This is a genomic window from Klebsiella sp. 7-CIP_Kleb., assembly GCF_050378655.1.
GTDB lineage: Bacteria > Pseudomonadota > Gammaproteobacteria > Enterobacterales > Enterobacteriaceae > Klebsiella > Klebsiella quasipneumoniae.
This window is the reverse complement of record NZ_JBNRLJ010000005.1, coordinates 100,078-112,240: the sequence shown is the minus strand read 5'-3', so window position 1 is coordinate 112,240 and position 12,163 is coordinate 100,078. Positions and strand designations below refer to the sequence as shown.

Annotated in this window: 11 protein-coding genes; 7 read left to right on the top strand and 4 right to left on the bottom strand. The window is 58.3% G+C overall.

From position 1 onward, the window contains the following. The first annotated feature begins 124 nt into the window (after positions 1-124). The 3 genes from plsC (at position 125) to ACQUTI_RS17770 (ending at position 4,665) form a co-directional block, all read left to right on the top strand. On the top strand, positions 125-862 hold the full coding sequence (plsC, locus tag ACQUTI_RS17780; protein WP_004205223.1) for a 1-acylglycerol-3-phosphate O-acyltransferase: 738 nt from the start codon (positions 125-127) through the stop codon (positions 860-862). Positions 863-945: 83 nt separating this feature from the next. Beyond that, positions 946-2,358 carry a cell division protein FtsP gene (ftsP, locus tag ACQUTI_RS17775; protein ID WP_004205222.1) on the top strand — a complete coding sequence of 471 codons (1,413 nt, stop codon included), beginning with the start codon at positions 946-948 and terminating at the stop codon, positions 2,356-2,358. A gap of 33 nt (positions 2,359-2,391) precedes the next feature. Next, complete coding sequence (locus ACQUTI_RS17770) at positions 2,392-4,665, top strand: YgiQ family radical SAM protein (protein ID WP_072500773.1); 2,274 nt, start codon at positions 2,392-2,394, stop codon at positions 4,663-4,665. A gap of 86 nt (positions 4,666-4,751) precedes the next feature. Here the strand turns inward: ACQUTI_RS17770 and dkgA are convergent, their stop codons facing one another. Together dkgA and yqhD are read right to left on the bottom strand one after the other, a co-directional pair. Further along, complete coding sequence (gene dkgA / locus ACQUTI_RS17765) at positions 4,752-5,579, bottom strand: 2,5-didehydrogluconate reductase DkgA (protein ID WP_004205220.1); 828 nt, start codon at positions 5,577-5,579, stop codon at positions 4,752-4,754. A 144-nt stretch (positions 5,580-5,723) separates the two neighbouring features. Beyond that, the gene (yqhD, locus tag ACQUTI_RS17760; protein WP_023319157.1) at positions 5,724-6,887 is read right to left on the bottom strand and encodes an alcohol dehydrogenase; all 1,164 of its coding nucleotides are present in this window, start codon (positions 6,885-6,887) and stop codon (positions 5,724-5,726) included. Positions 6,888-7,083: 196 nt separating this feature from the next. On the opposite strand from yqhD, the gene ACQUTI_RS17755 reads away from it, so the two are divergent. Next, positions 7,084-7,983 carry an AraC family transcriptional regulator gene (locus tag ACQUTI_RS17755; RefSeq protein ID WP_023319156.1) on the top strand — a complete coding sequence of 300 codons (900 nt, stop codon included), beginning with the start codon at positions 7,084-7,086 and terminating at the stop codon, positions 7,981-7,983. 51 nt (positions 7,984-8,034) lie between these two features. On the opposite strand, the gene yghB is transcribed toward ACQUTI_RS17755, so the two are convergent. After that, positions 8,035-8,694: a DedA family general envelope maintenance protein YghB gene (yghB, locus tag ACQUTI_RS17750; protein WP_004205217.1), complete on the bottom strand. Its 660-nt coding sequence runs from the start codon at positions 8,692-8,694 to the stop codon at positions 8,035-8,037. Positions 8,695-8,825: 131 nt separating this feature from the next. After that, a complete protein-coding gene (gene metC, locus ACQUTI_RS17745) occupies positions 8,826-10,013 on the bottom strand; it encodes a cystathionine beta-lyase (RefSeq protein ID WP_108450845.1) in 1,188 nt (395 codons plus the stop codon). A gap of 250 nt (positions 10,014-10,263) precedes the next feature. Between metC and exbB the strand changes: the two genes are divergently transcribed. The 3 genes from exbB to ACQUTI_RS17730 all read left to right on the top strand — a co-directional run bounded on the left by exbB (position 10,264) and on the right by ACQUTI_RS17730 (position 12,062). After that, positions 10,264-10,995, top strand: a complete 732-nt coding sequence (gene exbB / locus ACQUTI_RS17740; RefSeq protein ID WP_004174395.1) for a tol-pal system-associated acyl-CoA thioesterase — start codon at positions 10,264-10,266, stop codon at positions 10,993-10,995. A 6-nt stretch (positions 10,996-11,001) separates the two neighbouring features. Continuing rightward, positions 11,002-11,427 carry a TonB system transport protein ExbD gene (gene exbD / locus ACQUTI_RS17735; protein WP_002916785.1) on the top strand — a complete coding sequence of 142 codons (426 nt, stop codon included), beginning with the start codon at positions 11,002-11,004 and terminating at the stop codon, positions 11,425-11,427. Positions 11,428-11,567: 140 nt separating this feature from the next. Then, complete coding sequence (locus tag ACQUTI_RS17730; protein ID WP_004105804.1) at positions 11,568-12,062, top strand: TIGR00645 family protein; 495 nt, start codon at positions 11,568-11,570, stop codon at positions 12,060-12,062. The last annotated feature ends 101 nt before the right edge of the window (positions 12,063-12,163 follow it).

The following is a 12,163-nucleotide window of genomic DNA, read 5'->3' as shown; positions in this document are numbered from 1 at the left end:
GTTGCGATTAACAATGTCCATCATCAGGGACCCAGGAAGAACGGTCCCGGCCTGCGCAGAACTCGTGAGCCTGCCTTCTGCCAGCAGCGAATAATTCTAAGCGGTTTGGGTTTTAGAGGTAGCTATGCTATTCATTTTTCGAGTAATTTTCGTGGTCATTTATTGCATCGTGGTGTGCATACTTGGCTGTCTGTACTGCTTGTTCAGCCCGCGTAATCCAAAACACGTTGCCACTTTCGGCCATCTGTTTGGCCGCTTATCCCCGGTGTTTGGCCTGAAGGTGGAGCTGCGCAAACCTGCCGACGCGGAAAGCTATGGCAACGCGATCTACATCGCTAACCACCAGAACAACTATGATATGGTGACGGCGTCTAACATCGTGCAGGCCCCGACGGTTACCGTGGGGAAAAAGAGCCTGCTGTGGATCCCGTTCTTTGGCCAGCTGTACTGGCTGACCGGTAATCTGCTGATTGACCGTAATAATCGAACCAAAGCGCACGGCACCATTGCCGAGGTCGTTAACGCCTTTAAAAAGCGTAAAATTTCGTTCTGGATGTTCCCGGAAGGGACCCGCAGCCGCGGCCGCGGTCTGCTGCCGTTTAAAACCGGCGCCTTCCACGCGGCTATTGCCGCCGGAGTGCCGATTATTCCGGTGTGTGTCTCGAATACATCGAATAAAATAAAGCTCAATCGCTGGAACAACGGTCTGGTGATTGTGGAAATGCTGCCGCCGGTGGATACCAGCCAGTTCGGTAAAGACAACGTGCGCGCGCTGGCGACGCATTGCCGCGAGCTGATGGCCGCCAAAATCGCTGAGCTGGACAACGAAGTGGCCGAGCGCGAAGCGGCCGGCAAGCAATAAGACAGGAAACGCCGCCACCGCGCGCGTATTGCTGGCGGGAAACGAATTCCCTTTTTCATTTGTCAGTATGTCATGGAGTTAATATGTCACTCAGTCGGCGTCAGTTTATTAAGGCTTCCGGCGTAGCGCTGTGCGCTGGCGCCGCGCCGCTGAAGGCCCATGCCGCCGGCCAGCAGCCTGCGCTGCCGGTTCCGCCGCTGCTGGAATCCCGTCGCGGTCAGCCGCTGTTTCTGACGCTGCAGCGTTCGCACTGGTCGTTTACGCCAGGCACCCGCGCCCCCGTCTGGGGGATCAATGGCCGCTATATGGGGCCGACGATCCGCGTCTGGAGCGGAGACGACGTCAAGCTTATCTACAGCAACCGTCTGACAGAGAACGTCGCGATGACCATCCGCGGCCTGCAGGTGCCGGGCCCGCTGATCGGCGGCGCGGCGCGCATGATGTCGCCGAACGCCGACTGGGCGCCGGTGCTGCCGATCCGCCAGAGTGCGGCGACGCTGTGGTACCAGGCCAATACGCCGAACCGGATGGCGAAGCAGGTCTATAACGGTCTGGCCGGCATGTGGCTGGTGGAGGATGAGGTGAGCAAGAACCTGCCGATCCCTAACCACTATGGCGTCGATGACTTCCCGGTGATAATTCAGGATAAACGGCTGGATAACTTCGGCACGCCGGAATATAGCGAACCGGGCAGCGGCGGCTTCGTCGGCGACACGCTGCTGGTCAATGGCGTGCAGAGCCCCTATGTCGAAGTGTCGCGCGGCTGGGTGCGACTGCGCCTGCTGAACGCCTCCAACTCCCGGCGCTATCAGCTACAGATGAGCGATGGCCGACTGCTGCATGTCATTTCCGGCGACCAGGGGTTCCTGCCGGCGCCGGTTTCGCTCAAGCAGCTGTCGCTGGCGCCGGGGGAACGGCGTGAAATCCTGGTCGATATGACCAACGGCGATGAAGTGTCCATTACCTGCGGCGAAGCGGCGAGCATTGTCGACCGTATCCGCGGCTTTTTTGAACCGTCCAGCATTCTGGTCTCCACGCTGGTGCTGACCCTGCGCCCGACCGGGCTGCTGCCGCTGGTCACCGACAGTCTGCCGGTGCGTCTGCTGCCGACCGAGCTGCTCTCCGGTACGCCGATCCGCAGCCGGGATATCACCCTCGGCGACGATCCAGGGATTAACGGCCAGCTATGGGATCCGCAGCGTATTGATATTACGGCGCAGCAGGGGACCTGGGAGCGCTGGACAGTGCGCGCCGACCGCCCGCAGTCGTTCCATATTGAAGGGGTGATGTTCCAGATCCGTAACGTCAACGGTTCGACCCCTTTCCCGGAAGACCGCGGCTGGAAGGACACCGTGTGGGTCGACGGGCAGGTCGAACTGCTGGTCTACTACGCCCAGCCGTCGTGGCCGCACTTCCCGTTCCAGTATCTGAGCCAGACGCTGGAGCTGGCCGACCGCGGTTCGATTGGCCAGATGCTGGTGAATCCTGCGCCATAATCTCTTCGACCCTGGCCGGCATACGGTCAGGGTTTGAGAAAATCCTCCTTCATTTCCACTATCATTCCGGCTTATAATCCACGCCCTTTTGGTTATTTTTTTATCATTTTCCCCGGAAGCAATATGAGCGCAATATCCCTGATCCAACCGGATCGTGACCTTTTTTCCTGGCCGCAATACTGGGCTGCCTGTTTCGGCCCTGCGCCATTTTTACCGATGTCGCGTGAAGAGATGGATCAACTTGGCTGGGATAGCTGCGACATTATTCTGGTGACCGGCGACGCCTACGTCGACCACCCGAGCTTCGGGATGGCCATCTGCGGCCGAATGCTGGAAGCGCAGGGGTTCCGCGTGGGGATCATCTCCCAGCCGGACTGGAACACCAAAGACGACTTCATGCGTCTGGGCAAACCGAACCTGTTCTTCGGCGTGACCGCCGGCAACATGGACTCGATGATCAACCGCTACACCGCCGACCGTAAGCTGCGTCATGATGACGCTTACACCGCCGGCAACGTGGCGGGCAAGCGTCCGGACCGCGCCACCCTGGTCTACACCCAGCGCTGTAAAGAGGCGTGGAAAGATGTGCCCGTGATCCTCGGCGGCATCGAAGCCAGCCTGCGCCGTACCGCCCACTATGATTACTGGTCCGATACCGTGCGCCGCTCGGTGCTGGTGGACTCCAAGGCCGATATGCTGATGTTCGGCAACGGCGAGCGTCCGCTGGTGGAAGTGGCTCATCGCCTGGCGATGGGCGAAACCATAGATCAGATCCGCGATGTGCGCAATACCGCCATCATGGTGAAAGAGGCCCTCCCGGGCTGGAGCGGCGTTGACTCCACCCGTCTGGATACCCCGGGCAAAATCGACCCCATCCCGCACCCGTATGGTGAAGATCTGCCGTGTGCAGACAACAAACCGGTGGCCCCGAAAAAAGCCGAGGCTAAAGCCGTTGTCGTGCAGCCGCCGCGGCCAAAACCGTGGGAAAAGACCTATGTGCTGCTGCCCTCCTTCGAGAAGGTGAAAGGCGATAAGGTCCTGTACGCTCACGCCTCGCGCATTCTGCACCATGAAACCAACCCCGGCTGCGCCCGGGCGCTGATGCAAAAGCACGGCGAGCGCTACATCTGGATCAACCCGCCGGCAATCCCGCTCTCCACCGAAGAGATGGACAGCGTTTTCGCGCTGCCCTACAAGCGCGTGCCGCATCCTTCCTATGGCGATGCGCGCATCCCGGCGTATGAGATGATCCGCTTCTCTATCAACATCATGCGCGGCTGCTTCGGCGGCTGTTCGTTCTGCTCGATCACCGAGCACGAAGGACGCATTATCCAGAGCCGTTCTGAGGATTCGATCATCAATGAGATCGAAGCCATTCGCGACACGGTGCCGGGCTTTACCGGAGTGATCTCCGATCTCGGCGGACCCACCGCCAACATGTATATGCTGCGCTGCAAATCGCCACGAGCCGAGCAGACCTGTCGCCGTCTCTCCTGCGTCTACCCGGATATCTGCCCGCACATGGATACCAACCATGAGCCGACGATCAACCTTTACCGTCGCGCCCGCGAGCTGAAGGGCATCAAGAAGATCCTTATCGCCTCCGGGGTACGCTATGACATCGCGGTCGAAGATCCGCGCTATATTAAAGAGCTGGCGACCCACCACGTCGGCGGCTATCTGAAGATCGCGCCGGAGCATACCGAAGAGGGCCCGCTGTCGAAGATGATGAAGCCGGGAATGGGCAGCTACGACCGCTTTAAAGAGCTGTTCGACACCTATTCGAAGCAGGCGGGTAAAGAGCAGTATCTGATCCCGTACTTTATCTCCGCCCACCCGGGGACCCGTGATGAAGACATGGTGAACCTGGCGCTGTGGCTGAAGAAGCACCGCTTCCGTCTCGACCAGGTGCAGAACTTCTATCCGTCGCCGCTGGCGAACTCGACCACCATGTATTACACCGGCAAAAACCCGCTGGGCAAGATCGGCTATAAGAGTGAAGAGGTGGTGGTGCCGAAGGGTGATAAACAGCGCCGTCTGCACAAAGCGCTGCTGCGCTACCACGATCCGGCCAACTGGCCGCTGATCCGTCAGGCGCTGGAGACGATGGGCAAGAAACACCTGATTGGCTCTCGTCGCGACTGCCTGGTGCCGGCGCCGACCCTGGATGAGATGCGCGAAGCGCGTCGCCAGAACCGTCATACCCGCCCGGCGCTGACCAAGCACACGCCGATTGCGCATCAGCGTTCTAACGGTGGCGCAACGGCGAAAAAGCCCGTCAAACGGGGTAAAGTCGCCGGGCGTTAAGCCTGACTTTGCGCCCGGCTGCGTTTCGCTGGCCGGGTGGTTTCTCAAGCCGGGCACGCATCAGCGCAGCCCGGCTTTTTTACCTGTTATCCGCCGAACTGATCCGGGTCAGGACCCAGACGCTTGCCCTGATCCAGCTTCGCAATCTCACCCAGCTCCTCTTTATCCAGGCGGAAATCCCAGACGTTAAAGTTTTCAGCGATGCGCGACGGCGTGACGGATTTCGGGATCACCACCAGACCGCTGTCGAGATGCCAGCGGATGACAATCTGCGCCGGCGTTTTACCATATTTATCAGCCAGCTGATGGATGACTTTCTGATCGAAGACGCCCTTACCGCCCTGGGCCAGCGGGCTCCAGGATTCGGTCTGGATCTTGTGGGTGGCGTTCCAGGCGTGCAGCTGCCGCTGCTGAAGCAGCGGATGCAGCTCTATCTGGTTGATCACCGGCGCGACGCCGGTTTCATCAATCAGCTTCTGCAGATGCGGTACCTGGAAATTACACACGCCGATGCTCTTCGCCAGCCCCTGCTGCTGCAGCTCAATCAGCGCCTGCCAGGCCTCGACGTAATGGCCGATAGCCGGCACCGGCCAGTGGATTAAATAGAGATCCACATAGTCCAGTTTCAGCTTGCTGAGACTCTCTTTCAGCGCCTCGTGTGGCCGTTTTTGATCGTCGTTCCATAGCTTGGTGGTGATGAACAGCTCATCGCGATTGACGCCAGCGCTTTGCAGCGCGTTGCCGACGCCAGCCTCATTTTGGTACGCGGCGGCGGTGTCAAAAGAGCGATAACCGACTTCCAGCGCCTTATGAATGGCGGAGACGACTTCCTCGTTGCCAGCTTTCCACACGCCGAGACCCAGCTGCGGCATCAGGTTGCCGTCGTGTAGTTTTATAACGGTTGGATGTGTCATGCCTTCCTCCTGTTAATGAACTCGGCGAAGCAGGATCCGCCGAGGGGTAGCATTAAGTCTGGACGAAATAGCTAAAAACGGTAGTAAAAACACCCCTCCCCGACGTTTGTTTAACGTAAGGAGAGGTGAATCAGGCGGGGTAACTTAGCGGGCAGCCTCGTAGATACGGCGGCTGACGTCCAGGGTGATATCCTGATGCTCGCCCAGTTTGGTCATGCCGTGCTCTTCCAGTTTCGCCAGCAGCGCCGGGATGGAGCTCCCGTCGAGACCGTAATCGGAAAGGCGGGTCGGCACGCCCATCTGCTCGAAGAACTGGCGCGTCGCGGCGATGGCGGCATCGATACGCTGGTCGTCGGAGCCCTCGGTGATATGCCACACGCGCTCAGCATATTGCAGCAGCTTGTCGCGCTTGGTATCGCGCTTCTCATTCCACAGCGCCGGCAGAACGATAGCCAGCGTCTGGGCGTGATCGAGACCATGCATCGCCGTCAGTTCGTGACCAAGCATATGCGTTGCCCAGTCCTGCGGCACGCCAGCGCCGATCAGGCCGTTCAGCGCCTGGGTCGCGGCCCACATAATGTTGGCGCGCACGTTATAATTTTCCGGCTCCTGCAGCGCTTTCGGGCCATCCTCGATCAGGGTCAGGAGAATGCCTTCGGCGAAGCGGTCCTGAATTTTGCCGTCAACCGGGTAGGTGACGTACTGTTCGACGGTATGGACGAAGGCGTCAACCACGCCGTTGGCGACCTGGCGCGGCGGCAGGGTATAGGTGTAGACCGGGTCGAGGATCGCGAACTGCGGCTGAACGTGCGAAGACATAAACGCGCGTTTGTCGCCGGTAGTTTTCCGCGAAATCACCGCCCCTTTGTTTGATTCAGAACCGGTCGCCGGCAGAGTGAGAACCGAGCCCATTGGAATGGCGCTGGCGATCTTACTGCCATAGGTTTCCAGAATTTCCCACGGATCAATGTTGGCGTCATAGTGGGCTGCTGCCGCGATAAATTTGGTGCCATCCAGCACCGAACCGCCGCCGACCGCCAGCAGGAAAGTGACCTTCTCTTCGCGGGCGAGCTTCACCGCATTCATCAGGGTTTCGTAAGACGGGTTCGGCTCGATGCCGCCAAATTCAAGGACGTCCAGGCCATTCAGGGCGGTCAGTACCTGATCCAGGACGCCCGTTTTTTTCACGCTGCCGCCGCCGTAGGTGATCAGTACGCGAGCTTCCGCCGGGATCTGTTCACGCAACTTTTCAATCGCGCCTTTGCCAAACAGAATGCGGGTTGGGGTATGCAGGTCAAAATTATTCATTGCTTGGGTCCTCCAAAGAGTAAAACTGCCGACAGGGACGATACCGCTGCCCGATGACGGTTATTGTGGTCCTCGCGCCGTTGCCCCTCAATGCACATTTCTGCCTATGTCTTGCCTATTTCTCCATATAGCTGGAGAATCCGCGGCGACCTGCGCACAATATATAGGTGAAGAAACATCGGGAGAGACGGTGGCAATGCAACACGCAGAGATATGTCGGACACTGACAGAGAAGGTTAACCAGCTGAAAGATAAGCACGAAATGTTAAGTTCGCTGCTACCTGACGTTCGGCTGCTGTACGGGACGCAGCCCGGACCGCGGATGCCGGTGATGTACCAGCCGGGGATCGTTTTTCTCTTTTCTGGCCATAAAATTGGTTATATCAATGAGCGGACGTTTCGCTACGATACAAACGAATATCTACTGCTGACCGTACCGCTGCCCTTCGAGTGCGAAACCTTTGCCACCCCGGAGGTGCCCCTGGCCGGGATGCGCCTGAACGTCGATATCCTGCAGCTGCAGGAGCTGCTGATGGACATTGGCGAGGATCCGCTGTTTCAGCCCGCCGTTGCCTCCAGCGGGATAAACTCCGCAGTGCTTTCGGAGGACATCTTGTGCGCTGCTGAACGGCTGCTCGACGTGATGGAGCGGCCGTTGGACGCGCGGATCCTTGGCAAGCAGATCGTCCGTGAAATCCTCTACTATGTGCTGACGGGACCCTGCGGCGGCGCGCTGCTGGCGCTGGTCAGCCGGCAGACCCACTTCAGCCTGATTAGCCGCGTGCTCAAGCATATCGAGAGTCAGTACACCGAAAACCTCAGCGTCGATCGGCTGGCGGCCGAAGCGAATATGAGCGTGTCGGCGTTTCACCATAATTTTAAAGCGGTGACCAGCACTTCGCCGCTGCAGTATCTGAAAACCTACCGTTTGCACAAGGCGCGCATGCTGATGATCCATGACGGCATGAAGGCCAGTGCGGCGGCGATACAGGTGGGCTATGAAAGTCCTTCCCAGTTCAGCCGCGAGTTTAAGCGCTACTTCGGGATGACGCCCGGGGAAGACGCCGCGCGTATTCGTATGATGCAGGGGATGTAAGACCGGGGGAGGGAGCAGGCCGGGCGGGCGCAGCCCCCCCGGCAGTCAACGTCAGGCGCTGCAGTATTTCTTTTTGATCACCACGAACAGCGTGCCGAGCAGGCCAGCCAGCAGCAGGGCAATTGGCAGGATCATCAGGCAGGTCATCACCTGATCTTCATGACGTTTCACAAACGGGATCATGCTCAGCGCATAGCCGAGGCCCGTGACCACGCCGACCCACAGCAGGGCGCTCAGCCAGTTGAAGAACTGGAAGCGGCGGTTAGGCAGACCGGAAATCCCCGCCATGGTTGGCAGCAGGGTACGGACAAAGGCCAGAAAGCGGCCCGCGAGCAGCGCCAGCAGACCGTGGCGGTCAAACATGCAGGTGGCGCGCTGATGGTACTTATGCGGCAGGTGCGCCAGCCAGCCTTTCACCGTTTGCGTATTGCCCAGCCAGCGCCCCTGTACATAGCTCAGCCAGCAGCCGAGGCTGGCGGCGGCGGTCAGAATGGCGATAGTGGGCACAAAGTCCATGACGCCTTTAGCAATCAGCGCGCCGGCGAGCAGCAGCAGGCTGTCTCCAGGTAAAAAGGAGGCAGGCAGCAGCCCGTTTTCCAGAAACAGGGTCGCGAACATAACCAGATATACAACGCCCACAACATGAGGGTTCGCCAGTGCGGCAAAATCATGTTGCCACAGCGCGGCGACAATCTCTTGAATGACAACCATGGACTTTCCTAAGTGGTACCGTATTGTTGACTAGTGTACTCCTGAAGAGACCCGAGCACCTTGATCCCGGGCGCAACAAAAGCGGCCGCTCCGATAAAAAGCGTCCGCTATTGTTGCCACTGACTGTCACTTTACACGATACGCGCGAAGCCCGCTGCTAAATCCGCCTGCAGATCGTCAACATTTTCGAGACCAATGTGCAAACGGATCAGCGTGCCGCTGAAGTCGACTTCCGCATCCGGTCGGATGTGAGCGATTTGCTCCGGCTGATTGGCCAGTATCAGCGATTCAAAGCCGCCCCACGAGTAGGCCATGCTGAACAGGCTGAAGTTGTCGAGATACTCTGTCAGCTCAGCGTCGTTGAGACGCTTGTTGAGCACAAACGAGAACAGCCCGCTGCTGCCGGTAAAATCGCGTTTCCAGAACTCATGGCCTTTACTGCCGGGCAGGGCGGGGTGGTTGACCCGCGCCACCTGCGGATGCTGCGCCAGCCACTCGGCGATGCGCAGGCTGCTTTCATGATGCTGACGCAGGCGGACGCCCAGCGTGCGCAGGCCGCGGCTGGTCATATAGGCGGTATCGGCGTCCAGCATTTGCCCCATCAGATAGGCATTCTCACGCAGCTGCGGCCAGCAGCGCGCGTTCGCCACCGCGGTGCCGACCATGGCGTCGGAGTGGCCGATCAGGTATTTGGTGCCTGCCTGGATGGAAATATCAATGCCAAAATCCAGCGCTTTGAACAGGATCCCCGCCGCCCAGGTGTTATCGATCATGATAATCGCTTCCGGCGCGACCTGACGCACGGCGGCGACAATCGCTGGCACATCATGCACTTCCATGGTGATGGATCCGGGCGATTCCAGGAACACCACGCGGGTCTCCGGCCGAATAAGTTGGGCAATATCAGCGCCGATTAAGGGATCGAACCAGCTGGTGGTGACGCCGAGTTTAGCGAGAATTTTGGTACAAAAGTCCTGGCTTGGCTCATAGGCGGTATTGGTCATCAGCACATGGTCGCCCTGCTCGACAAACGCCAGGATAGTGTTGGCTACCGCGGCGGCGCCGCAGGGGAAGAGGGCGCAGCCGGCGCCGCCTTCCAGCTCGCACATCGCTTCCTGCAGCGAGAAGTGGGTCAGGGTGCCGCGACGCCCGTAAAACAGCTCGCCGTTGGCCCGATTGCGAGTGGCGTGCTTTTTGGCCTCTACGGTGTCGAAAACCAGCGATGACGCGCGCTGGATCACGCTGTTCACTGAGCCCTGGGTGTACTTTTTGCTCCGCCCGGCGTTGACCAGCGCGGTATCAAGATGTTTATCAGCCATGTTGATGAACCTGTTTTTATACGTCTGGACGTCTAAACTAGCATGATTCTTCTTTTCTGTACCAGCGCGCTGCCGATACAGGCGAAAATTTTACCAGGCCCGCGGTTAGCCACTTTTTTACTGCGTAAGCGCAAGGAAAAGAAACGTGATTTGCTGCACAGTGTAAATACTAATGAGAACCACTATCAATTCGATGTCGTTTTGATATTATTGAGGGCAGATTTTGTGATTATCGTCGTGGAGATAGAGCGTGGGTAATAATTTGATGCAGGCGGATCTCTCCGTTTGGGGTATGTATCATCATGCTGATATTGTCGTTAAGGTGGTGATGATTGGCCTGATTCTGGCGTCAGTCGTCACCTGGGCCATCTTCTTCGGCAAAGGGGCGGAAATCCTCGCCAGTAAGCGTCGCCTCAAACGCGAACAGCAGCAGCTGGCGGAAGCCCGCTCTCTCGATCAGGCCAGCGATATCGCCAGCGCCTTTGAGGCGAAAAGCCTCACCACCCAGCTTATCAATGAAGCGCAGAACGAACTCGAACTCTCCGCCGGCGCCGAAGACAATGAAGGCATCAAGGAACGAACCGGTTTCCGCCTTGAGCGCCGCGTCGCGGCCGTCGGTCGCCATATGGGGCGCGGCAACGGCTACCTGGCCACCATCGGCGCCATTTCGCCGTTCGTTGGCCTATTCGGGACCGTCTGGGGCATCATGAACAGCTTTATCGGCATCGCTCAGACCCAGACCACCAACCTTGCGGTGGTGGCGCCGGGCATCGCGGAAGCGCTGCTGGCGACGGCCATCGGCCTGTTCGCCGCCATCCCGGCGGTGGTCATCTATAACATCTTCGCCCGCATGATCGGCAGCTATAAGGCCTCGCTCGGTGACGTCGCCGCTCAGGTACTCCTGCTGCAAAGCCGCGATCTGGACCTCAGCGCCAGCGGCGTGAAGCCGGTGCGCAGCGCGCAGAAATTACGGGTAGGTTGATCGGCTATGGCGATGCGTCTTAATGAAAATCTGGACGATAACGGCGAAATGCATGAGATCAACGTGACGCCGTTTATCGACGTCATGCTGGTTCTGCTGATTATCTTTATGGTGGCCGCGCCGCTGGCGACGGTCGACGTGAAGGTGAATCTGCCGGCCTCCTCCAGCCAGCCGCAACCGCGACCGGAAAAACCTATCTACCTGTCGGTGAAGGCGGATAAGAGCATGTTCCTCGGCAACGACCCGGTGACCGAAGCGAATATGATTAACGCCCTGGATAGCCTGACCGCCGGCAAAAAAGATACCACCGTCTTCTTCCGCGCGGATAAAACCGTCGATTACGAGACGATGATGAAAGTGATGGATACCCTGCATCAGGCGGGATATCTCAAGATCGGGCTGGTGGGCGAAGAGACCGTCAAAGCCAAATAACCCGATGCTTTTCCTGAAAAGGCTGGCCGCGCGCCGGCCTTTTTTATTGTCGTCTGCCAGCGAAGTGTTGGCCTGGCGTTGCCATCACGTTATCTGTCTGGGATATAATGTCGCTTCTTTTTGTTAACTGACAGGATCTTATGGAACGCTTTCTGGAAAATGCTATGTACGCCTCGCGCTGGCTGCTGGCGCCGGTTTATTTTGGCCTCTCGCTCGGTCTGATTGCGCTGACCATCAAATTTTTTCAGGAGATCTTCCACATACTGCCGCATATTTTTAGCGTCAGTGAGTCGGATATGATTCTGACCCTGCTGTCGCTGGTGGATATGACCCTGGTGGGCGGTTTGCTGGTGATGGTGATGTTCTCTGGATATGAAAATTTTGTCTCGCAGCTGGATATTAACGAGGGTAAAGAAAAACTCAGTTGGCTGGGCAAAATGGACGCGACTTCGCTGAAAAATAAGGTTGCCGCCTCCATCGTGGCGATCTCCTCTATTCACCTGCTGCGGGTGTTTATGGATGCGAAAAACGTCCCGGACAATAAGCTGATGTGGTACGTGATTATCCACCTGACCTTCGTGCTGTCGGCCTTTGTGATGGGCTACCTCGATCGTCTGACCAAAGTGAAACACTAATCCCTTCTCTCCCGGCGGTGGCAGCTGCCGGGCTTTTTTCTCCCCGTTTCTGCTTTACTGCGCTGGCGTATGTCCGGGCTTCTGCTTTGCTTAAAAGGCGA